General features: G+C 66.2%; 21 protein-coding genes. 10 read left to right on the top strand and 11 right to left on the bottom strand.

What is annotated here, in order from left to right; translation table 11 throughout:
* Positions 1-3: 3 nt before the first annotated feature.
* The 5 genes from MRBLMU1_RS13105 to MRBLMU1_RS13085 form a co-directional block, all read right to left on the bottom strand.
* Positions 4-1,362: a DUF1329 domain-containing protein gene (locus MRBLMU1_RS13105; protein WP_363501967.1), complete on the bottom strand. Its 1,359-nt coding sequence runs from the start codon at positions 1,360-1,362 to the stop codon at positions 4-6.
* A 17-nt stretch (positions 1,363-1,379) separates the two neighbouring features.
* Positions 1,380-3,074, bottom strand: coding sequence for a DUF1302 domain-containing protein (locus tag MRBLMU1_RS13100; protein ID WP_363501965.1), 1,695 nt, complete (start codon positions 3,072-3,074; stop codon positions 1,380-1,382).
* 244 nt (positions 3,075-3,318) lie between these two features.
* A complete protein-coding gene (locus MRBLMU1_RS13095; RefSeq protein ID WP_363501963.1) occupies positions 3,319-4,836 on the bottom strand; it encodes a family 43 glycosylhydrolase in 1,518 nt (505 codons plus the stop codon).
* A gap of 147 nt (positions 4,837-4,983) precedes the next feature.
* On the bottom strand, positions 4,984-5,625 hold the full coding sequence (locus MRBLMU1_RS13090; RefSeq protein ID WP_363501961.1) for a M17 family peptidase N-terminal domain-containing protein: 642 nt from the start codon (positions 5,623-5,625) through the stop codon (positions 4,984-4,986).
* Between the two features lie 133 nt (positions 5,626-5,758).
* The gene (locus tag MRBLMU1_RS13085; protein WP_363501959.1) at positions 5,759-6,337 is read right to left on the bottom strand and encodes a TetR/AcrR family transcriptional regulator; all 579 of its coding nucleotides are present in this window, start codon (positions 6,335-6,337) and stop codon (positions 5,759-5,761) included.
* A 115-nt stretch (positions 6,338-6,452) separates the two neighbouring features.
* Here MRBLMU1_RS13085 and MRBLMU1_RS13080 point away from each other — a divergent pair, with 115 nt between their 5' ends.
* Together MRBLMU1_RS13080 and MRBLMU1_RS13075 are read left to right on the top strand one after the other, a co-directional pair.
* Positions 6,453-7,472: an NADP-dependent oxidoreductase gene (locus MRBLMU1_RS13080; protein WP_363501957.1), complete on the top strand. Its 1,020-nt coding sequence runs from the start codon at positions 6,453-6,455 to the stop codon at positions 7,470-7,472.
* Positions 7,469-7,879 (top strand): hypothetical protein, encoded by a 411-nt coding sequence (locus tag MRBLMU1_RS13075; RefSeq protein ID WP_363501955.1) that lies wholly within the window; start codon positions 7,469-7,471, stop codon positions 7,877-7,879. The genes MRBLMU1_RS13080 and MRBLMU1_RS13075 overlap by 4 nt, the downstream gene beginning before the upstream one ends.
* A gap of 71 nt (positions 7,880-7,950) precedes the next feature.
* On the opposite strand, the gene MRBLMU1_RS13070 is transcribed toward MRBLMU1_RS13075, so the two are convergent.
* Positions 7,951-8,559: a TetR/AcrR family transcriptional regulator gene (locus MRBLMU1_RS13070; protein WP_363501953.1), complete on the bottom strand. Its 609-nt coding sequence runs from the start codon at positions 8,557-8,559 to the stop codon at positions 7,951-7,953.
* 143 nt (positions 8,560-8,702) lie between these two features.
* Here MRBLMU1_RS13070 and MRBLMU1_RS13065 point away from each other — a divergent pair, with 143 nt between their 5' ends.
* Positions 8,703-9,635: an NAD(P)-dependent alcohol dehydrogenase gene (locus MRBLMU1_RS13065; RefSeq protein WP_363501951.1), complete on the top strand. Its 933-nt coding sequence runs from the start codon at positions 8,703-8,705 to the stop codon at positions 9,633-9,635.
* On the top strand, positions 9,632-10,339 hold the full coding sequence (locus MRBLMU1_RS13060) for a helix-turn-helix transcriptional regulator (protein ID WP_363501949.1): 708 nt from the start codon (positions 9,632-9,634) through the stop codon (positions 10,337-10,339). Before MRBLMU1_RS13065 ends, MRBLMU1_RS13060 begins: the two co-directional genes overlap by 4 nt.
* 15 nt (positions 10,340-10,354) lie before the next feature.
* Here the strand turns inward: MRBLMU1_RS13060 and MRBLMU1_RS13055 are convergent, their stop codons facing one another.
* A complete protein-coding gene (locus MRBLMU1_RS13055; protein WP_363501947.1) occupies positions 10,355-11,278 on the bottom strand; it encodes an AraC family transcriptional regulator in 924 nt (307 codons plus the stop codon).
* A 199-nt stretch (positions 11,279-11,477) separates the two neighbouring features.
* Between MRBLMU1_RS13055 and paoC the strand changes: the two genes are divergently transcribed.
* Positions 11,478-13,688: an aldehyde oxidoreductase molybdenum-binding subunit PaoC gene (gene paoC, locus MRBLMU1_RS13050; RefSeq protein WP_363501945.1), complete on the top strand. Its 2,211-nt coding sequence runs from the start codon at positions 11,478-11,480 to the stop codon at positions 13,686-13,688.
* Positions 13,689-13,707: 19 nt separating this feature from the next.
* On the opposite strand, the gene MRBLMU1_RS13045 is transcribed toward paoC, so the two are convergent.
* Positions 13,708-14,637, bottom strand: a complete 930-nt coding sequence (locus tag MRBLMU1_RS13045) for an AraC family transcriptional regulator (protein WP_363501943.1) — start codon at positions 14,635-14,637, stop codon at positions 13,708-13,710.
* 169 nt (positions 14,638-14,806) lie between these two features.
* On the opposite strand from MRBLMU1_RS13045, the gene MRBLMU1_RS13040 reads away from it, so the two are divergent.
* Positions 14,807-15,856, top strand: a complete 1,050-nt coding sequence (locus MRBLMU1_RS13040; RefSeq protein WP_363501941.1) for an NAD(P)-dependent alcohol dehydrogenase — start codon at positions 14,807-14,809, stop codon at positions 15,854-15,856.
* 4 nt (positions 15,857-15,860) lie between these two features.
* On the opposite strand, the gene MRBLMU1_RS13035 is transcribed toward MRBLMU1_RS13040, so the two are convergent.
* Positions 15,861-16,607 carry an SDR family NAD(P)-dependent oxidoreductase gene (locus MRBLMU1_RS13035; RefSeq protein ID WP_363501939.1) on the bottom strand — a complete coding sequence of 249 codons (747 nt, stop codon included), beginning with the start codon at positions 16,605-16,607 and terminating at the stop codon, positions 15,861-15,863.
* Positions 16,608-16,618: 11 nt separating this feature from the next.
* Positions 16,619-17,026 (bottom strand): DoxX family protein, encoded by a 408-nt coding sequence (locus MRBLMU1_RS13030; protein ID WP_363501937.1) that lies wholly within the window; start codon positions 17,024-17,026, stop codon positions 16,619-16,621.
* A gap of 97 nt (positions 17,027-17,123) precedes the next feature.
* Here MRBLMU1_RS13030 and MRBLMU1_RS13025 point away from each other — a divergent pair, with 97 nt between their 5' ends.
* From MRBLMU1_RS13025 to katG, 4 genes are all read left to right on the top strand, one after another.
* The gene (locus MRBLMU1_RS13025) at positions 17,124-17,501 is read left to right on the top strand and encodes a winged helix-turn-helix transcriptional regulator (protein WP_363501935.1); all 378 of its coding nucleotides are present in this window, start codon (positions 17,124-17,126) and stop codon (positions 17,499-17,501) included.
* A 117-nt stretch (positions 17,502-17,618) separates the two neighbouring features.
* Positions 17,619-17,999, top strand: a complete 381-nt coding sequence (locus tag MRBLMU1_RS13020) for a carboxymuconolactone decarboxylase family protein (protein WP_363501933.1) — start codon at positions 17,619-17,621, stop codon at positions 17,997-17,999.
* 62 nt (positions 18,000-18,061) lie between these two features.
* Positions 18,062-18,976, top strand: coding sequence for a LysR family transcriptional regulator (locus MRBLMU1_RS13015; protein WP_363501931.1), 915 nt, complete (start codon positions 18,062-18,064; stop codon positions 18,974-18,976).
* A gap of 130 nt (positions 18,977-19,106) precedes the next feature.
* Positions 19,107-21,350, top strand: a complete 2,244-nt coding sequence (gene katG / locus MRBLMU1_RS13010) for a catalase/peroxidase HPI (RefSeq protein WP_363501929.1) — start codon at positions 19,107-19,109, stop codon at positions 21,348-21,350.
* Positions 21,351-21,390: 40 nt separating this feature from the next.
* On the opposite strand, the gene MRBLMU1_RS13005 is transcribed toward katG, so the two are convergent.
* Entirely contained in the window at positions 21,391-22,344 is a 954-nt protein-coding gene (locus MRBLMU1_RS13005) for a LysR family transcriptional regulator (RefSeq protein ID WP_363501927.1), read from the bottom strand.
* Positions 22,345-22,445 lie beyond the last annotated feature (101 nt).

The raw sequence follows: 22,445 nt of genomic DNA, 5'->3' as shown, positions 1-22,445 counted from the left end.
CGCTTAGCGGCTGCCCTTGGCGGCCAGGTTCTCCGGCGTGAAGTAGCTGTCGTTCCAGCGCGGCACCTGCTTGTACTGGTAGGCCTTCTCGCCGGGGAAATTGGCGAACACGTAGGTGTTGGCCAGCAGGTTGTACAGCCCGAAGCTCTGCGACACCGAGCCCGGCACATCCGGCATGGCCATCGGCAGGGTGTAGCCGACGCGCCAGATCTGGCCCTGGCCATCCCACATATCCGAGAGCACCATGTTGTAGGTGTCCTCGTCGAGGTAGAAGCGGCGCTTGGGTACGGCGTGGCGCTTGCCCGGCGCAACGGTCGCTTCCACTTCCCACACGCGGTGCAGCTCCCAGCGCACATGGTCCGGATTCACGTGCTGGGGCCCCAGCAGGTCGGCCGGCTTGGCCAGCCAGGTACGGTTGCTGTTGTACGGCACATACAATTCCTTCTTGCCGATGATTTTGTAGTCGTAGCGATCGAGGCTGCCGGAAAAGCCGAACGCCTCGTCGAAGTAGAACGCGCCCGAGGCGACGCTGTCGGGCGTGTCGTAACCGAGGGTCGGCGCCTTGCGGGTGCGGCGCTGGCCGACCAGGTACTGCCAGGCCTGGCGGCCTTTGCCGGCGTCGACCGAATCGCGCAACAGGATCGATTCGCCGGCCTTGAACGGCGGCCCGTAGGTGACCAGCATCAGGTTGTTGTAGTCGCCTTTGAAGCTCTCCAGCGAGCCATCCTTGAACCAGTACGGCGACTGCACTTCGCTCATGCCGTCCGAGGCCATCGTCAGCTTGCCGTCCGACGTGGTGACGAACAGGCGGAACAGCATCGAGCTGGCCTGGCCGCGCCACGCCAGCAACTGGTTCCACATCATCTCGTGGCCGGTCTTGGCGATCGGGAACGGCACGCCGCCGTAGCAGCCTTCGAGCGAGTTGCCGCCATCGGCGGTCTTGCAGCGCGTGGCGTTCTTCATCGTGTTGTCGTAGGCCCATTGCGGCAGCGCGGCGGTGCGGTGGCTCGGGTAGACGTCGATGCGGTAGGTCGGGTACTTCTTCATCAACGCCTTGACGCCCTCGGTCAGCTTGTCGGCGTGCTGGTCCATGTTCTTGGCGCTGATCGACAGCAGCGGCTTTTCGCCGGCGAACGGGTCCGGGCGCGGGTCGCCGTCCTTGTAGCCTGCCGGCACCTTGGTGGCGCCGCCGTCCCAGGCCGGGATGGTGCCGGCCTTGTTGCCGGCCTTTTCGGCGCCCATCGGCGTCAATTCGCCCTTGAGTTTGGCGGCTTCGTCGGCCGTCACCGCCGCCGGCGCCGTCTGCGCCAGGCCGAGCATCAGGGAAGCGAGCGCGGCTCGCTGGAAGGTAGTGGTGGTCATCTGTGTCCCCTGCGAAATTAGAATGTACTCTGCAGCGAGAACGCGATGAAGCTGCGGTCCTTGCTGGTCTGCTGGTACTGCAAAATGGTCTGCTGCGGCGGCACGTTCGGCTTGATGAAGGTGCCCTGGGCGCCGAAGAAGTGCACCAGGTTCAGGCCGAACTTGAACTGCTTGCGGTAGTCGAAGGTGGCGCCGACGCTGACGTCGCCGCCGTGCTCGGCGCCGCCGGCAAAGCGCAGACCGGTCGACGAGCGCCCGCTGAGCGCATAGCCGACGCCGACCGGCACGCTCAAGTCGATGCCCGGCAAGACCTGGTAGTACTCGGGCGTGAACAGCAGGCGCAGGCCGCTGGCGTCGCGCGTGCTGTTCGGATCGAGCGCGCCCGGATTGGCCGTCACGCTCAGGCGGCGGTTCCAGGCCAGCTCGCCGAGCACGGACCCGCCGTCCCACAGGCCGCTGCCGTTGAGCACATAGATCGCCGACAGGTTGGCGTGCGCAGTGTTGCCGACCGCGTAGGCGGCCGTGTCGCGGCTGTTACCGGCGCCGAAGGCCACCACCGGATCGCTGACCAATGGCGCGTCGCGCCGCGTCGACAGTTCCAGTGCGACGTTGGCGCCGGCGATGGTGGTGCTGACGCTGGCGCCGAAAGCCTTGATGTCCTCGCCATAGACCTGGCGGTAGGTGCCCACCGACGGCAGAGCGGGTACGGCGGCCGGCGTCAGATACAGATTGAAATCCTTGTCATGATAACGGGTCAGGTACAGGCCGAACTCGGCGATCTCGCTCTCCGGGCGGAAGCGCAGTTGCAAGCCGCCCTGCCCGCTGTTCTTGGGCTTGATGTCTTCGATGCGGTTGAAATACACATGCGCGTCCGAGCCCGGCGCGTAGAAGCGCTCGGCGCCGGTACCGACATAGTCGGCGAACGAGAAATAACTGCCGGAGGCGGGAATGCGGTTGCCGCGCCACTCGAACTGGTAGTAGCCGCCCAGGGTGACATTGGGCGTGAGCTGTAGTTGCCCCGACACCTGCGTGACCGGCATCAGCAACTCCTTGAACTGGGTGCCGGGCACGGACACCAGCTTGATCACGTCCACCGGCGCCTGGCCGGCCGAGATGCCGTTGTCGCCGAAGAACAGCGTCTCACCATAGAGCACCGTGTGGCGGCCGAGACGCACGCTGGCCGGCATGTCGCCGATCGGGAAGCGGCTGTAGACGAACGCGTCGAGCAGTTCGGCCTTTTGACCGTGCAGTTTTTTCGTGGCCGATGTGAACTGGTCGCTGGCGACGCTGAGCTGGCTGGCCGTGCCCGGCGAACCGTGGTCGTTGGCGCGGTTGTAGACGCTGTCGTACCAGGCGGCGCCGGAAATGCGCAGGCCAGATTCCTTGTAGCTGAGGTCGAGTTCGGACAGCAGGTCGACGCGATTGTTGATCATGCCGCGCGAGAAGTTGCGGTCGCCGTCGTCGGTGTTGGCGTCGACCACCAGACCGGGTGACATCTTTTTCAGACGGAAGGCGTTGCTGTACTTGATGGTGTTGTCCCAGCGGCCCTTGACGTCGGGGTTGCCGGTGTCGAGTTCGATGGCGCCGGCGGCGGGCATTGCACCCAGTTGCACGAAGATGGCTGCGGCGGTGGCGGTGGCGACGTTCAGGCGCCGCCGCCCGGCAGGTGCGCGAGCCGGCCGGCCCCGCCCCTGGGTTCCCTTGGTTGTCATGCTGGTCTCCTTGAAGCGGCTCTGCGCCGCGTATCTCATTATTTTTTAGCCGGTCGGCAAGCGCCGCCTGCGAATTCATTATGCATCAAATATTTTTTTATGCATAGTTTATTATTTTATGCATTTATAGAGGATTGGGCGTGACGCGACAGCGAGCGCAGGCGCATGCAGAAGACCACTAGGGGAGATGATGCGGGGAAAGAAGTTCGGCGGATTGGCAAGCCTCTCCAATCCGCCAGGCTAATCAATTCTTGGTGAGGGAGAAATCGTCGACATTGATCCAATTACCGGCGTTCGCCACCTGATACATGCCGATGGTGGCCTTGCCGTTGGTCACCTGGATGTTGGGTATGGTGACCTGCGTCCAGTTAGGGATCGCCGTGTTGATGCTCGAAACGAGCTCCGAGCCGCCAAAGTTCTTCACATAGATGCGGGCGATGTTTTGCCCCCCGCTGCTTTTCACCCAGGCCGTCAGCGTGTAGGTCCCGTTCGGCAGCCCCGTCAAATCCTGATAGCGGCTGGCCGAGTAAGCGGCGGTGTGATACTGCTCGGCGTTCCAACGCCCCGTATGCCCGCGCAGCAAATTGTTATTCGGATTGGCGTCGGTCAGATTGGTCCACGTGGTCCAACCGGCCAGCGTGTTCTGCCGCACCCGGTCTGCTTCGAAGCTCGGATTAATCGCATAGTTGTTGCCCGCGCCGACGGTCCACGTCCCCGTCGCAGCGTCCAGGTTAAACTGGCTCATCGAGTTGAAGCGCGGCGTGGTGCCGTTGAACGACAGCGGCACCCACTGGTTGTAGCCGATGCCGTTGCCGGCGAAATCGCTCCAGCGGTCGCCGGCGTACAGCACAGTATTGGCCGCGCTGCCGTTGACCTGAATGAAGAAGCCGTTCTGCGACACATGCGAGAAGTCCCCCTGCGAACCGTCCAGCACGAATTCGGCCGTGTACGGGCCGTTGATGGCGTTGGCCGAGCGGCAGTAGGTTTGCGACGCGTTCCATCCGTGCAGTTCGGACGAGCAGAAGTAGTACACGCCGTTATGCTTGAACAAGGCGTTGCCCTCGCGGCCCGCGCTGTTCAAGGCGATGTTGACGGCCGGCTCGATGTTGAGCGAATCGGACGCGCGTATCCGCGCCACGTATGAGCGCGCGCGGCCGTTGGCGTTGCTGAAGATCAGATACGATGCGCCATCGTCATCGGTATAGATCGTCTGATCGCCGGTGGCGGGCGTGACCACGTTGGTGATCTGCGGCTGGATGTGGTCGAACACGAAGGGACCGACCGGCGTATTACTCGTAGCGAACAGCACGCCGCTGCCCAGGGTCGGCGACCAGATCTGCGAGATCAGCACGTATTTATTGGTGTTCTTGTTGTAGACCACCCCCAGGCGGCCGATCCAGTTGCCCGGCTCCCACGGCCCGCCCACCGGCCCGGCGGACGCCGCGTTGCCCTCGAACTTCCAGGTGGCGAGGTCGGTCGACGAATACACCGTCACCGCGTTGAAGCCGGTGTTGCTGTTGGAAGAAACCGGATTGGCCGCGTACGTCACCGCCCCTTCGTATTTGACGCCGTACCAATAATAGATCGCGCCGACCTTGAGGATGCCGCCGCCCTGGGAATAGATCGGGTTGTTGTTGGTGTCCCGCCAGAACGTGTCGTTCTTGATCAATTTGGGCGCGGCCTGCGCCGGCGCGATCAGGATGCCGGCCGCCACACCGGCGACCGCGATGCAACGGCCCATCAAAGCCAGAAAAGTAGTCATTGTCGTTCTCCAGGAAATAAAACAGTTTGAATGCACGACCCGACTACGCGGGCTTTGAACGCTCATCGTTCAGTGCATTGATCGACTGTAATAGTTCGACAATGTGTTCCTGATCAATCTTCTGATTTTTTCTATATTGCCTTCGGCCTAGCGCCGCGCCGATGTGGCGGAAAACGCGGCGGAGAACGCCTGCGCGGCTCCGGCCACGCGCGCCGCACCGACGTCGAAGGTGCAATGGCGGAGTGCGGGAGGCGGCGCCAAGTCCGCCCCGGCCAGCGCCAGCTCGGCGCGCAAGGCGCTCAGCATGCCGTCCAACATCACCGCCGGCATATCGAGCGCGGCGTTGTCGGTGTGACCGGCGTCAAGCACGCTGGGCGCGAAGGCCATCGAACGGGCGCCGTGGCGGATCGCTTCGCGCATGGCGACGCGGGTGGCCTGGCGCAGCCGTTCCGCATCGAGGGTGGCCGGATCGCCCAGCCCGATCACCAGCACCGCGCGCGGCGGCATGCCCGGCGGCGGCGACGCGATCAGCATGGTTTCCATCGGCTGCGCGCGGAAGGCGCCGGACGCGCGCATGCGGGTCAAATGGCCGCCCAGCGCCTGGTCCAGTGCCAGCAGTCCGCCGGCGATGGGCGCGCCGCCGACTTCGTATTCGAACATGCACGCGACGCTGAAGTCGACATCGGCATGGGCCGGCCCCCAGGCGACCACGTCGAAGACGACGCCATCGGTGGTGCCGATCGGCAGGCGTACGGGAGTGGAAACTGCGGCGTGGTTGGTGGCGCTCATGGCTCGGTCCTCGGTATCGGCGAAAGGCCGATCTTACCGCCGCTAGGCGCCACGCCGAACCCGCCAAAAGGCAGGGAGAAGGAAAAAAGCCGCCCTTGCCGGTGCTGGCGATTCGGCCCGCCCGACCGGATCGTCAGGCCGCGATCGGCGTCCCGCCGGCGCCGCCGCCCGGCACCAGGATCGCGCCGGCGATCACCCCAAACAGATGGTCCGCGCGCGAGGCCAGCGATGGTTGATCGTTGAGCCATCCAAGCGCGCCGACCAGCGCGAACAGATCGGCGCCGTCGATGTCGGCACGCGCCTCGCCCTTGGCCTGCGCGCGCGCCAGCAGCCGCGTGCCCGACGCCTTCATCGTCACGCACGAGGCGTGCAGCGCCGAATCCGGATCGTCGATGGCGGCCGTCATCGACGCGATCACGCCGCGATGGTCGTGGGCGATCGCGACGATCTCGCGCAGCCAGGCGACGAGCGCGGCGCCGGGCGCATCCGAGGAATCGAGTTCGCCCGCCTTGGCGGTCAGCCGATCGAAGATTTTACCCAGCAACGCCGCAAGCAGGGCTTCGCGCGTTGGAAAGTGGCGGTAAAGCGTGCCGATGCCGACGCCGGCCCGGCGGGCGATATCGCGCATCGACGCGTCGGCGCCCTGCTCGGCGACAACTTCGCGTCCGATGTCCAGCAGATGATCGTAGTTTTTTTGGGCGTCGGCGCGCATGCTTCCCACTTGACAAACGGAGCGGTGCTCCTTATATTGCAAATAATCGGAACGGTGCTCCGAATATAGGGAGCGCCGTTCCGGTAAGAACCGTATTTTAACCAAGGAGCTCACGATGTCAAATAACATGATGAAGGCAATCCGGCTGCACGCGTTCGGCGGCCCCGAGGTGCTGCGCTATGAAGACGCACCGAAACCGCAACTGAACGCTGGCGAGGTGCTGGTGCGCGTCCACGCGGCGGGCATCAATCCGCCGGACTGGTACCTGCGCGACGGCTACCGGACGCTTCCGCCGGAATGGCAACCGCCGGTGGCGCTGCCGGCCATTCCCGGCTCGGATATCTCCGGCGTGGTCGAAGCGGTGGCGTCGGACGTGGCCAACTTCGCCGTCGGCGACGAGGTATTCGGCATGGTGCGCTTCCCCAGCTTCGGCGACAGCGCCGCGTATGCCCAGTACGTCGCCGCGCCGGCGTCGGACCTGGCGCGCAAGCCGGCCGGCATCGACCACGTGGACGCGGCGGCCGCGCCCATGGCCCTGCTGACGGCATGGCAGTTCCTGATCGCGCTGGGACACGACCATCCGAACCCGCTGCAACCGCAACGGCATGTCCCGGTAACGCTGGACGGCAAGACGGTGCTGGTCAACGGCGCCGCCGGCGGCGTCGGCCACTTCGCGGTGCAGCTGGCGAAATGGCGGGGAGCGCGCGTGATCGCGGTGGCCTCGGGAGGTCATGAAGCGTTCCTGCGCGACCTGGGCGCAGACGAGTTCATCGACTACACCAAGGTGAAACCCGAAGACGTCGCGCAGGACGTCGACCTCGTGCTCGACACCGTCGGCGGCCCGGCCACGGGCCGCTTCCTGCGCACGCTCAAACGCGGCGGCGCTTTGTATCCGGTCTACCCGCTGGGATACACCGGCGCCGACGAGGCGGCCAAGGCCGGCTTCACGGTGTCGACGACGCAGGTGCGCTCGAATGGTGCGCAACTGGCCGAACTCGCCGCCTTGCTCGACGCGAAAACTATCCGCGTCGGCATCGACAGCACTTTCCCGCTGGCGGAAGCGCGCGCCGCGCACGAGCGCGCCGCCAGCGGGCACATCCGGGGCAAGATCGTGCTGACGGTGGCCGGCGCATGAAGATTCCGCATGGCACGACCGCATGGTTCGAGATGGTGGGGGCAGTAATGGAGGAAGCCGCCACGCGGGCCGGGCTGCCGTCCGACTTCGATGTATGTTTGGTGGAGCGCTACACCGACGGCGTCGACCTCGGCGCGGGACTGGCGCAAGGCCTGCGCTTCGAGATCATCGGCGGCAAGCCCTCGTTCCGGCTCGGGGCGCGGGCGGACGAGCGGGCGGACATCACGGTCGAGGTGACCGTGGCCGCCTCACGCCGGCTCAACACCTTGTACGGCGCCGACCCGCGCTTCGCCAGCGCGCTGGCCGAGTTGCAAAACAACGGCCAACTGAAAATCGATGGCGACCTTGCACGCCTTGGCGACTGGTTCGGCGCCGTGCACGACCGGATCGTCCATCGCACCCGTTAGCGGCCCAAAAAGCTGATCCGACGCGCTGTCGCACCACCACGCCACGCCAGCCCGGCCAACAGAAAATCCGCTCAAGCCGGAGGCAGATGCAAAATTTGCCGGGTCGTGCGCAACGCGGATTCGAACGGGCTGGTGTCGCGCACGATCTTCACCATCACGCTGGCGCCCAGCCACAACTGGTACAGGCTGTGCGCCGTTTCCCCGACATCGCCGTCGATGGACAACGATCCCTCGGCCACTCCGGCCTCGATCGCGCCGGCCAACCTGCGGACGATGCCCGCCGTGCCGCGTTTCAGCGACAGCCGCATCGCCTCGGACAAGTCCGCCACCTCGGCGCCCAGCTTGACGGCCAGGCACTTGCCCTGGCAATCGTGGAACGACTGCGAGGACTGCCACGCCTGCCAGTAATTCATCAGGCGCTGCGCCATCGTCAACCCGGACTGGGCCAGCGTGGCGTCCATGTCGGCCAGGTAATCCTCGAAGTATGCTTCCAGCATCGCCTCGCCGAACGCGTCCTTCGAACCGAAGTAATGGTAGAAGGAACCCTTGGGCACCCCGGCCACAGCCAGGATCTCGTTCAGGCCGACGGCCGAAAAGCCCTTGCCCGCCATGATGCGCTGGCCGGTGGCAAGGATGTTCCCGCGAACATCGACGTTGTCGGAGGTAGTTGTTGTGCCCATGGACGCCACTATAGCACAACTAGACCAGTCGTCTACATATTTGCATTAACTGGATACTTAGCCAAGCATGGTGCCATAATCTGGCACCATGGCGCCCTACACTGGATCTCTTTACACTACACGAGAGAACCACCATGAGCACGATGAAACGACTCCAGTATCACCAGTACGGCGGCCCGGAGCTAATGCGGCTTGAAAACTTCGACCTGGGCGTTCCCGGCAACGGCGAACTGGCGATACGGGTCCACGTCGCCGCGATCAACCCTATCGACTGGAAATTGCGCCAGGGCGTAATGAAGATAATGACAGGAAAAAACTTTCCACGCGCCATGGGCTTCGATTTCTCGGGCACGGTCATCGCCGTCGGTCCGGACGTGACGCGCTTCCAGCCCGGCGACGCCGTGTTCGGCCTGTCCCGCTTCAAGGAAAGCGGCGCGCTGGGCCAAGCGCTGGTCACCAAAGAACAGTTCGTGGCCAAAAAGCCCGACGGCGTTTCCTTCGAGGACGCCGCCTGCATCGGCACGCCGGGCATCACGGCGTGGGGCGCGCTGATGGACAAGGCCGGGCTGGCCGCCGGCCAGCGCGTGTTCATCAACGGTTGCGCCGGCGCCGTGGGCGAAGCGAGCGTGCAGGTGGCGCGCATGCATGGCGCCACGGTGGCCGGCAGCTGCGGCGCGGCGGACATCGAGCGCATGCGCGCGCTCGGCGTGCAAACCGTGTACGACTACCGCACCACCGACCTGTCGGCGATCGCGGAGCGCTACGACGTCGTCATCGACACCGCCGAAAAAATGACCGTCGAACAAGCCATGGGCCTGCTGAACAAAAGCGGCGTCTTCCTGGACCTGCACCCGACGCCGGGCAAGTTCCTCCGCGCGCTGTTCAACCGCCGGCTCAAGCCCGTGGTCGGCGCGCCAAGGACCGAGACGCTCGACAAGCTCGCGCGCGCGGCCATCGAGGGGAAATTCCGGCTGCCGATCGGCCGCGTCGTGCCGCTGGAGGCGGCGGCCGGCCTGATCACGGAGTTGGAAGCCGGTCTGAAAGCCGGCGGCAAGTGTCTCGTTAAAATGGAGTGAAAGTGTCCCGAAGCGAAAGACTATTCGACCTCATGCAGGTTCTTCGCCGCCACCGCGGCACGGTGGCCGGCGCCGTGCTGGCGCGCGAGGTCGGCATATCGATCCGCACCTTGCGGCGCGACATCGTGACCTTGCAAAGCATGGGGGCCGACATCGATGGCGAACCCGGCGTCGGCTACATCCTGCGGCCGGGCTTCTTGCTGCCGCCGCTGTCGTTCACGGCCGAGGAGATCCAGGCGCTGGTGGCCGGCGCCCAGTGGGTGAGCCGCCAGACCGACGACGGCCTGGCGTACGCGGTGCAAAACGCGCTGGCCAAGATCGACGCGGTGCTGCCGCCGGACATGCGGCGCGCCCTGAACGACAACACGCTGTACATCAGCCGCCAGCCGGTCAATCCGGGCGGCCTCGACCTGGCGCGCGTGCGCGGGGCGATACGCGAGCAGCGCAAAATGCGCGTCAGCTACGCCGACGAGAACGGTAACGCGTCCGAGCGCGTCATCTGGCCCATCATCCTCGGTTTTGTCGAGTCGCAACGCTTCATCGCCGCATGGTGCGAATCGCTGGGCGACTTCCACATGTTCCACGCCGCGCGTGTCGCGAAGGCCGAATTCCTGGACGAGCGCTACGACGCAAACCGCCGGCAACTGGTCAAGGAATGGCACACGCGGGCCAAGCTGCATTGCAACCGCTCCGATTGCGCGTGACGGCGCGGGCCGCGCTTACAGCGCGCCGCCCTGGTCGCGCAGCGCGCGCACGTCGCGCATCGGCGACAGCCCGAACACGCGGCTATATTCCCGATTGAACTGGCTGGCGCTTTCATAGCCGACTTCGAAGGCGGCGCTGGCCGCGTCCAGGCCGTCGACCAGCATGCGGCGGCGCGCCTCCTGCAAGCGCAGCTGCTTTTGATATTGCAGCGGACTCATCGATGTGAGCCGGCGGAAATGGTAGTGCAAGGTCGACACGCCCATGCCCGCCACCGCCGCCAGGTTTTCCACCCGCAACGCCTTGGTGAAGTTGGCGCGGACCCAGGCCACCGCCTTGGCGGTCCGGTGGCTGTGGTCGCCGTTGGTGGCGATCGCGCGCAACCGGCTTCCCGCTTCGCTTTGCAACACCCGGTAAATGATTTCCCGCTGCAGTAGTTCACCCAGGAAAGACGCGTCGCGGGGGGTATGCAGCGCGTCCACCAGCCGGCCGAAGGCGCCGACGATGTCGGCCGTCGCCTCGCCTGTTTCCATGCCGAACGAATTGCCGCCGGCGTCCGCCTCGGCGGGCTCGGTGCTGGCCAGCACCTCGCACACCAGCCGCATGTCCAGCGCCAGCCGCAGGCATATGTACGGCACCGCCTCGCTGGCCTCGATCACCTGGCTGGTCACCGGCAGCTCGATCGAGGTCAGCAAAAACCGCGAGCGGTCGTAGACGAAGGTGTTGGCCCCCAAATGCACGTGCTTGCTCCCCTGCACCACCAGCGCGATGCTGGGCGTATAGGTGACCGGCAGCGGCTGCGTGGCGGCGGTATGGCGGTACAGGGTCAGCTGCGGAATGATGGTGGGGTTTTCCGTCGACGACGCGAATGGCGCGCATTTGCGCGCCAGTTCATCGGACAGCGTTGCGGCCGGTTTTTTCCCTGATGAGCCAGATGACAAAGTGATCCTCCTGTTTTCGTTTCGATGATACCGAGTGCGGGTGGCAACTGGCTAGCGGAACATGCCGGACCAGAGTAACAGGCAATCAATCTAGAGGAACGGGATACCGTCCAGCCCGGGGTGCGGTCACACTGGCCCTGGCCGCTCCGGCCGAACGCACGCTGCAATCCATCATCGCCGATGACGAAAAGGCCTACCCATGAAATTCGATAAACCCGCCACCACCAATCCGATCGACCAGCTGCGCGTGGTCGGCAAGCCGGTCGACCGTGTCGACGGCCTGCTCAAGGTCACCGGCACGGCCACCTACGCGTACGAGCAGCACGCGGCGGCGCCCGGCGCGGCCTACGGCTACGTGCTGGGCGCGGCCATCGCCAAGGGCCGCATCGACAGCATCGACACCGCCGCCGCCAGGGCCGCGCCGGGCGTGCTGGCGGTCGTCACCGCCGCGAATGCCGGCAAGCTCGACAGGGGCGAATTCTACGCGGCGCGCGCGCTGGCCGGCCCCGCCGTCGACCACTATCACCAGGCGGTCGCGCTGGTGGTGGCCGAGACCTTCGAGCAGGCGCGCGCGGCGGCCGGCTTGATCGATGTGCGCTACACGCGCAGCGCCGGCGCGTTCGACCTGGCGGCGGCGCGGGACGGGGCGCAGCCGCCGAAGCCGGGCAAGTTCATGCCGCCGGCGCAAACCGGCATCGGCGATTTCGCCGGCGCCTACGCCGGCGCGGCGGTCAAGCTCGACGCCACCTACACCACGCCGGACCAGGCCCACGCGATGATGGAGCCGCACGCCACCATCGCCGTGTGGAACGGCGACCGGCTGACGTTGTGGACCGCGATCCAGCAAGTCAACTGGGGCAAGCGCGACCTGGCCAAGACGCTGGGCATCGCCGTCGAGAACGTGCGCCTGGTGTCGCCCTACGTCGGCGGCGGCTTCGGCGGCAAGGGCACGATCCTGTGCGACGCCGTGCTGGCATCGCTGGGCGCCCGCGCCGCCGGCCGTGCGGTCAAGGTGGCGTTGCAGCGCCCCCTCATGTTCAACAACGTCACCCACCGGCCGGCGACGATACAGCGCATCCGCATCGGCGCCACGGCGGCGGGCGACATCGTCGCCATCGGCCACGAGAGCTGGTCGGGCAATATCGCCGGCGGGCGGCCGGAGGCGGCCACCGCCCCCACCCGCCTGCTGTACGCGGGCGCCAACCGCATGACCCAACTGAAACTGGCGCAGCTGGACCTGGCCGAAGGCAGCGCCATGCGCGCGCCGGGCGAGGCGCCGGGCATGATGGCGCTGGAAATCGCCATGGATGAAATGGCCGAAAAGCTGAACATCGACCCGATCGCGTTCAGGGTCCGCAACGACACGCAGGTCGATCCGGAGGAACCGCAACGGCCGTTCTCGCAGCGCCAGCTGGTCGCCTGCCTGAACACCGGCGCCGAACGCTTCGGCTGGAGCCGGCGGCCGCGGCGGCCGGCCGGCCGGCGCGATGGGCACTGGCTGATCGGCTACGGCGTGGCCGCCGCCATCCGCGGCGCGCCGGTCATGACCTCGGGCGCGCGCGTGCGCCTGGACCAGCGCGGCGTGGTGACGGTGGAGACCGACATGACCGACATCGGCACCGGCAGCTACACGATCATCGCGCAGACCGCCGCCGAGATGATGGGCGTGGCGCTGGACCAGGTGGTGGTGCGCCTGGGCGACTCGCGCTTTCCGGAGTCGGCCGGTTCCGGCGGCCAGTGGGGCGCGGCGTCGTCGACGGCGGGCGTCTACGCCGCCTGCGTCCAGCTACGGGAGGCGGTGGCCAAGCGGCTCGGCTTCAACGTGGCCGACGCCACCTTCGCGCAGGGCCAGGTCAAATGGGGCGGGCGCAGCGTGCCGCTGCGGTCCGCCGCGCGCGAGCGCGAGCTGGTGGGCGAGGACAAGATGGAGTACGGCGACCTGGCCAAGCGCTACGCCCAGCAGACCTTCGGCGCGCACTTCGTCGAGGTGGCGGTCGACGCGTTCACCGGCGAGATCCGCATCCGGCGCATGCTGGCCGTGTGCGCGGCCGGGCGCATCATCAATCCGAAGACGGCGCGCAGCCAGATCATCGGCGGCATGACGATGGGCGCCGGCGCCGCGCTGATGGAGGACATGGTGATCGACCAGCGTGTCGGCTACTTCGTCAACCATGACCTGGCCGGGTACGAGGTGCCGGTGCATGCCGACATTCCGCACCTGGACGCCATCTTCCTCGACGAAGCCGACGCCACCGCCGGGCCGCTAAAGGCGAAGGGGGTGGGCGAGCTCGGGATCAGCGGCGTGGCGGCGGCCATCGCCAACGCGGTGTACAACGCCACCGGGATACGGGTGCGGGAGTATCCGATCACGCTGGACAAGCTGATCGACCGCTTGCCGACGGTGGCGTGAAGCGCGGCCGCCACCAGGGTTACATCCCCTCGCCGGCCCGGCCCCGCATCACCATGATGTCGCGCTTGGGCGACATCCCGTACAGGCGGCTGTACTCCCGGCTGAACTGGGACGGGCTTTCATAGCCCACCTTGTAGGCCGCGCTGGCGGCGTCCAGATGCTCGCTGAGCATCAGGCGCTTGGCCTCGTTCAACCTGAGCCACTTCTGGTACTGCAAGGGACTCATGGCGGTCAGCTGCCGAAAATGCTGGTGGAATGTCGTCGCGCTCATCTGCACCCGCGCCGCCAGGTCCTCGACGCGCAACGACTGCGCGAAATTCGATTTCAGCCATTCGATGGCCTTCGTGATCCGATGCCCCTGGCTGTCCACGGCCGTGATCCGCCGCAGGCGCGCCGCCTGGTCGCCCCGTAGCAGCCGGTAATAAATCTCCCGCTGGATCAACGGCGCGATGACGGGAATGGCCTGCGGGTCGTCCAGCAGCGCCAGCAGCCGTTCGAGCGGCGCGAGGATATCGGCCGTCGCCGCGCCGATGCCGATGCCGGCGCCGGCCGTCGCACCGTCCGGCGCCGGCAAGCCGCCCTGGGCGATGAGCTCCGCGAGCACGCGCATATCGAGCTTCAACGCCAGCCCCATGCATGGCTGTTCCGCGCTGGCCGCCAGCACCTCCGAGCCGCCGGGCAGGTCCAGCGACGTCACCAGCAGCCGCGAGCTGTCATACAAATATCCCTCGCCGCCGACCCACAGGCGCTTCGCCCCCTGGGCGACGAACACGATGCTCGACTCGACCATGCAAATCGTCGGCGGCGCAACCTCGTCGCGCCGGAAAAAGCGCAGATTCGGAATCGCCGTCTCGTAATCGCCGGTGCCGCTCACCCGACTTTCAATGATGCGGGTCAGCGCCGGGTGATGGGCGCCGCGCGGCGCCGCCGTGTTGTCTGTCGCTGTCATTTCCACTCACTTCCTCCTTGCACGAATTCTAGCTTCCCGGGCAGGCCGCTGACTACCAAAAGACCGGGCGGCTGCGGGATCAGGCAAGAAATCCGGCGAAACGGGCTACCGATCGAACGCCCGGATCCGGAAAATGACCATCTGTTCAAACGCACCAAGGAGCCTTCCCATGCAAGTACAAGCCTACGGCGCCCACGCCGCCGACAAGCCGCTCGAATCGCTGGCCATCACCCGCCGCGCGCCCGGCGCCCACGACGTCCTGATCGACATCGCCTTTTGCGGCATCTGCCACTCGGACCTGCACCAGGTGCGCGCCGAATGGGCCGGCACGCAGTATCCATGCGTGCCTGGCCACGAGATCGTCGGCCGCGTGTCGGCGGTCGGCGCCCACGTCACCAGCCACAAGGTCGGCGACCTGGTCGGCGTCGGCTGCCTGGTCGACAGCTGCCAGCATTGCGCCGAGTGCGACGACGGCCTGGAAAACTATTGCGACAACATGGTCGGCACCTACAACTTCCCGACGCCGGACGCGCCGGGTTGGACCCTGGGCGGCTACTCGGAAAAGATCGTCGTGCACGAGCGCTACGTGCTCAAGGTGCGCCATCCGGAGGAACAGCTGGCCGCCGTCGCGCCGCTGCTGTGCGCCGGCATCACCACCTACTCGCCGCTGCGCCACTGGAACGCCGGCCCCGGCAAGAAAATCGGCGTGGTCGGCATCGGCGGCCTCGGCCACATGGGCATCAAGCTGGCCCACGCGATGGGCGCCCACGTGGTCGCGTTCACCACCTCCGAGGCGAAACGCGAGGCGGCGATACAGTTGGGCGCCGACGAGGTGGTGGTCTCGAAAAACGCCGGCGACATGGCGGCCCACGCCAAGAGCTTCGACTTCATCCTCAACACGGTGGCGGCGCCGCACGACCTCGACGCCTTGCTGGTGCTGCTCAAGCGCGACGGCACCATGGCCCTGGTGGGCGCGCCGGCGACGCCGCATCCGTCGCCCAACGTCTTCAACCTGATCATGAAGCGGCGCGCGATCGCCGGCTCGATGATCGGCGGCATACCGGAAACCCAGGAGATGCTGGACTTCTGCGCCGAGCACGGCATCGTCGCCGATATCGAGCTGGTGCGCGCGGACCAGATCAACGAGTCCTACGAGCGCATGCTCAAGGGCGACGTCCGCTACCGCTTCGTGATCGACACCGCCACCCTGGCGGCTTGAGGTCCTAGCGCGCGCTGTCGATGATCATGCCGCCGTCCGGCGTCAGGCTGTAGCCGGTGATGAACTGCGCGTCCCGGCTGGCGAGGAACAGCACCACCGGCGCGATGTCCTCCTCCGCCGAGCCGTGACGCGCCAGCGCGTTGGCCGGCGGCGGCACGTCGTTGGCCACCGCGCCCCACGTGTCGGCGACCGGCAGCACGTTGTTGACGGTGATCCTGTCGGCGCCCCACTCGCGCGCGGCCGAGCGGGTCAGCGCCCGCACCGCCTCCTTGGCCATGTTGTACGGGCCGTAGCCGACCATGCCGGTCACACCGGCCAGCGAACCGAAGTTGATGACGCGCCCTTCGCCGCTGGCCTTCAGGTACGGGTGGCACGCTTGCATGGTGCGCAGATAGGAGATCGGTCCCATCTCGAAATTCCGCTGGAGTTTTTCAACCGATAACTCCAGTATCGAGGACGTGACGGCCGAAGGATCGAACGCGTTGTTGACCAGGATATCGATGCCGCCATACGCGGCGGCGACCTGGTCGACCGCCGCCCGGATTTGCGCCGGATCGGCGACATCGCAAACCACGGCAAGCGCCACGCCGCCCTCGGCCTGGATGCCGGCGACCACGCGCTCCACATCCTCCGCCGTGCGCGAAACGACGGCGACCTTCGCGCCCTCGCGCGCCAGCAACTGCGCCGTGGCGCGGCCGATGCCGCGTGTCGCGCCGGTGACGATGGCTACTTTTCCTTTGAGTCGGTCCATGTAAAACTCCTTTAGTTCGGGTTGAATTGATGCGTCGGCACGGCCGGCGCATAAGGGGAAGGCGTATCGCGGGCGGCGTTCTGCGTGGCGAACGACAGCACCAGCAGTACCAGGCCAACCGCAGCCGGCACCGCGCCGGCGGGCTTGCGCACGCCGATGTGCGCCAGCGCCGACAGCAGCAGGTGGTAGAACATGCCGGCGTAGGCCAGATCGCTGAGCGCGATGCTGAAGCGCGGCAGTATCGCCAGCACCGCGAGCAACTTGACCACGACGAGCACCGGCAGCAGGTAGCCGGGATAGCCGAAGCCGGTGATCGCCTGGCGCACCCATGCGCGCTTGGTGACGTGGGTGATGGCGGAGGCCAGATACAGCAGCGACAGCAAGGCCGTGCTGATCCAATACAGATAAATTGCGGTCATGTGTTTTCCTGAAAAAAAAGTGCGTCCGGTATCGACTGGCGTAAGAATGTCGCCTAAGATGAAAGTCCGCAAGTAGGATGAAAAAACGAGGCTTAGTATGGAAATACAGACTATTGGGGGCGTCGAGGTCAACATGCACGAGGAGATGCGCCGCGCCTTCGCGCTGTTGTCGGGCAAGTGGAAGCTGGAGATCATGTGGCTGCTGAATCAGCGGGTCTACCGCTTCGGCGAACTGCGCAAGGCGATTCCCGGCATCACCCAGCACATGCTGACGGCGCAGCTGCGTGAGCTCGAGGCCGACGGCCTGGTGACGCGCACCGTGTTCGCCGAGGTGCCGCCGCGCGTGGAGTACGCGATGACGGACAAGGCGCGCGGCCTGGGGCCGACGATGCAGGCGCTGATGGCCTGGTGGAGCGAGTACGGCAACAGCGTGCCGCCCAAGCCGGCCCGTGGCCGGCAGGCCAAGGCCGGCTAGCCTGGCGTCCCGGCCTTGGCCTGCCGGTGATACCTAAAGGGCATCACGAAAATGGTATTGGCGGGGTCCCCGGCGCTTCCCTACACTTCCCCGACGACTAACCTAGGGAGTGTATCCATGAATAATGAACGTTATGAGCGGGGCTTGGCCAAGCTCAAGGAGATCGATGGCCTGGCCGGCGAGAAAGTCATCGACAGCCTCAAAGACATCGCCCCCGACTTCGCCCGCCTGCTGATCGAGTTTCCGTTCGGCGACATCTATTCGCGGCCGGGCCTGGACCTGAAGGTGCGCGAGCTGGCCGTGGTGGCCGGCCTGACCGCCTTGGGCAACGCGGCGCCGCAGCTGAAGGTGCACATCCACGGCGCCCGCAACGTCGGCTGCACACGGGACGAGATCGTCGAGATCATCATGCAGATGGCCGTCTACGCCGGCTTTCCCGCCGCGCTCAACGGCCTGTTCGCGGCCAAGGAAGTGTTCGCCGAAGAGGCCGCGCGATAAAGCCCCCGATGTCCTGCGCCATATTACAATCACCGATCCAAATTTTGTGATACCTTTCTTATATGGCGCTGCGCTTCAAACTGAGACAGCTGGAGATGTTCCTCGCCCTGGCGGAGACGTTGAATTTCAGGGAAGCGGCCGCGCGCCTGCACATGACCCAGCCGCCGTTGAGCCGCCAGATCCAGGAATTGGAGACCGCGCTGGGAGCGCAATTGCTGCACCGCTCCAACCATGGCGTGACCCTGACCCAGGCCGGCGAGACCTTGGTGAAGGAGGCGTCCGAGCTGTTGCGCGCGTGCGAAAAAATGGCGCAGCGCTTCCACGCGGAAGCAGGCAAGCCCGGGGGGCGTTTGGAGATCGGTCTGACAACGGTGGTCGACACCGAAAAGTTCACGCGGATCCTGCCGCTGTTGCAAGCGGACATCCCGAATCTGGAGATCGACTTCAAGCGGCAAACCTCGATGAAATCGGTGCGGGATATACACCATGACCGGCTCGACGCCGCCATCATTGGCATGCCGTCGACAATCAGCGATTTGACCGTCCAGCATCTTTACCGCGACCGCTTTTGCGTGGCGCTGGCCAAAGGACACCGCCTGGCACATAAAAAAACCGTCTCGCTGGCGGACCTGAATGAAGAGGTTCTGTTTTGGTTCAGGCGCGAACTCAATGCCGGCTTTTACGACCATTGCGAGGAATTATTTAAGCGAATTCAATTCGCGCCGCAGCGCATTCCCGAACCGGCGGATCACCATGTTCTGCTGAGCATGGTCGCCAATGACGGCGGTATCGGGCTGATTCCGCAATCGCTGCAAAAGATCCGCCATGGCGGCGTGGTGTTCCGCGCGCTGAAGGAAGACCAGCTGCTGTTCATCGATATCGGCATCGCCTACAAGCCGGCGTCCGCCAATCCGATGCTGATATCGCTGATCGGGAAGTTGATGGTGTATTTCCGCAGCGGGGCCGCCACCGCGTGACCGGCCGGCGGCGATGACCGCGCCGCGCTTGTCCCGCAAATATCCGGCCGATCTTCCAATCTTTTAAGCAATCTCCATCCAACGGGAATATCATGGCGAGGTCATCCACCACCCGATGAGGAGCCCCCACATGAGCAACGAGAATCACGCAGCCAAATGTCCGTTCAGCCAGGCCACCGGCGCCGGCACCGCCAACGCCGACTGGTGGCCGGACCGGCTGCGGCTGGACCTGCTGCTGCAACACTCGACCAAGTCCGATCCGATGGGCGCGGACTTCGACTACGCCAAGGAATTCAACAGCCTCGACCTGGCCGCCGTCAAGCGCGACCTGGCCGCGCTGATGACCGATTCGCAGGACTGGTGGCCGGCCGATTTCGGCCACTACGGCGGCCTGTTCGTGCGCATGGCCTGGCACAGCGCCGGCACCTACCGCACCGGCGACGGCCGCGGCGGCGCGCGCCGCGGCCAGCAACGCTTCGCGCCGCTCAACAGCTGGCCCGACAACGTCAGCCTGGACAAGGCGCGCCGCCTGATCTGGCCGGTCAAGCAAAAATACGGCCGCAAGATCTCGTGGGCCGACCTGATGATTTTGACCGGCAACGTCGCGCTCGAAACCATGGGCTTCAAGACGCTCGGTTTCGGCGGCGGCCGGGTCGACACGTGGGAACCGGACCAGGACGTCTACTGGGGCCGCGAGACCACCTGGCTCGGTGGCGACGTGCGCTACGCCCACGGCAGCGAAGGCGTCGCCAAGGCCGGCGGCGTGCTGGTGACCGACGACGACGCCGACGGCGACGTCCACAGCCGCAACCTGGAGAACCCGCTGGGCGCGGTGCAGATGGGCCTGATCTACGTGAATCCGGAAGGCCCGGATGGCAATCCCGATCCGGTGCTGGCGGCGCGCGACATCCGCGACACCTTCGCCCGCATGGCGATGAACGACGAGGAAACCGTGGCCCTGATCGCCGGCGGCCACAGCTTCGGCAAAACGCACGGCGCGGCCCCTGCCGACAACGTAGGCGCCGAACCGGAGGCCGCCGATCTGGCCGCCCAGGGCTTCGGCTGGCACAACAAGTTCGGCACCGGCAACGCCGGCGACACCATCACCAGCGGCCTGGAAGTGACCTGGACCAAGACGCCGGCGCAATGGAGCAACGACTTCTTCGAGCACCTGTTCGGCTTCGAATGGGAGCTGACCAAGAGCCCGGCCGGCGCCCACCAATGGGTCGCCAAGAACGCCGAGGCGACCATCCCGCACGCGCACGACCCGTCGAAAAAACTGCTGCCGACGATGCTGACGACCGACCTGTCGCTGCGCTTCGACCCGGCCTACGAAAAGATCTCGCGCCGCTTCCTGGCCAACCCGGCCGAATTCGCCGACGCCTTCGCGCGCGCCTGGTTCAAGCTGACCCACCGCGACATGGGACCGAAGGCGCGCTACCTCGGCCCGGAGGTGCCGGCCGAAGACTTCATCTGGCAAGACCCGGTGCCGGCGGTCGACCATCCGCTGGTCGACGCGCAGGACATCGCCGCGCTCAAGGCGCAGGTGCTGGCCTCGGGCCTGACGGTATCGGAGCTGGTGTCGACGGCGTGGGCCTCGGCGTCGACCTATCGCGGCTCGGACCTGCGCGGCGGCTCGAACGGCGCGCGCGTGCGCCTGGCGCCGCAGAAGGATTGGCCGGTCAACCAACCGGAGCGGCTGGGCACGGTGCTGGCCAAGCTGGAAGGCATCCAGAGCGCCTTCAACGCCGGCGGCAAGCGCGTGTCGCTGGCCGATCTGATCGTGCTGGCCGGCGCGGCCGGCATCGAGCAGGCGGCCAGGCAGGCCGGCGCCACGGTGGAGGTGCCGTTCACGCCGGGCCGCACCGACGCGACGCAGGAACAGACGGACGCCGAATCGTTCGAACCGCTGGAGCCGTTCGCCGACGGCTTCCGCAACTTCCAGACGCAGCGCTACGCGGTGCCGGCCGAGGCGATGCTGGTCGACCGCGCGCAGTTGCTGACCCTGACCGTGCCGGAGATGACCGTCCTGGTCGGCGGCCTGCGGGTGCTGGGCGCGAACGTGGCCTCGTCCAGGCAGGGCGAGTTCACCACGCGGATCGGCACCTTGAGCAACGACTTCTTCGTCAACCTGCTGGACATGGGCACGGTCTGGGCGCCAACCTCGCGCGCGGCGGACGCCTTCGAGGGCCGCGACCGTAAAACCGGCGCCGTCAAATGGACCGCCAGCCGCGCCGACCTGGTGTTCGGCTCGAACGCGCAACTGCGCGCCGTCGCCGAGGTCTACGGCAGCGCCGACGGCCAGCAGAAGTTCATCGGCGACTTCGTCGCCGCGTGGACCAAGGTGATGAACCTGGGCACGGGCTTGGGCTGACATCCGGAGTCACGAGAGGCGGATTAGCGGGCGCGGCCCGCTAATCCGCCCTACGCGATCGTCCCGGCGCGGCCGCCCCCGACAACCTGCTCGCCAGCGCCTCGCGCTCAAACGCCTCCACCACAAAATCGACAAAGGCCCGCGTCTTGGCCGGCAATTGCGCGCGGCTGGGGTAATACAGCGAGATCATTCCGGCATCGACATACCACTCCGGCAGCAGCCGCACCAACGTGCCCTGCCCCAGGCCCTCCAGCACGTCGGACACCGCCAGCACCGCCACGCCGACACCCATCACGGCCGCCGCGCACACCGCCTGCGGATCGCTCAGCACCGCCAGCGGGCGCAGTTCCAGCCCGGCCTCCTCCCCCGCGCCGTTGCGCATGGTCCAATCGCGCAACCGACCGCTTTGCAGGAAGCGCATGCCGATCGCATCGGCGTCCGCCAGCTCGCTCGGATGTGACGGGACGGCGCGGCCGGCCAGCCACGACGGCGCGGCCACTGCCACCAGGTGCGCCGGCGCCAGCGCGCGCGCCACCACGCCGGGATTGAGGTGGAAGCCGCCGCCGATGGCGGCATCGTAGCCTTCGCCGATCAGGTCGACCTGGCGGTTCTCCAGATGCCATTCCGGCCGTATGCCCGGATAGCGCGCCAGAAAAGCGGGCAACTGCGGCAGCACGTAGCCGATGCCGAAGTTGGGCGCCAGGCTCACCTTCAGGATACCGGTCGGCCGCTGCTGTTCGGTCGAGACGTCGGCCAGCGCCGCATGCAGGCCGTCAAGGTTGGCGCCTATGCCGGCCAGCAGGCGCTCGCCGGCCTCGGTCAGGTGCAGCCGCCGCGTCGAGCGCTGGAACAGGCGCGCGCCCAGGTTCTTTTCCAGCATGGCGACATTGCGGCTGACCGCCGCCGGCGTCAGGCCCAGCCGCCGCGCCGCCTCCGAGAAGCTGGCCGCTTCGGCCGCCCGCACAAAACATTCGAGATTGCTGAGAGTTTCCATATCTTCATCTTATACCAATGCTTGAAGATATTTAAAGTCATTCCACACTAATCAAAGGGAAATAAAAGGCGGATAGTGGATCCATCGACAAACCACTTCAA

Source organism: Burkholderia sp. LMU1-1-1.1 (genome assembly GCF_040675865.1).
Taxonomy (GTDB): Bacteria; Pseudomonadota; Gammaproteobacteria; order Burkholderiales; family Burkholderiaceae_D; genus Rugamonas.
The sequence above is the reverse complement of the archived record's forward strand: the minus strand, read 5'-3'. Positions and strand labels throughout refer to the sequence as shown.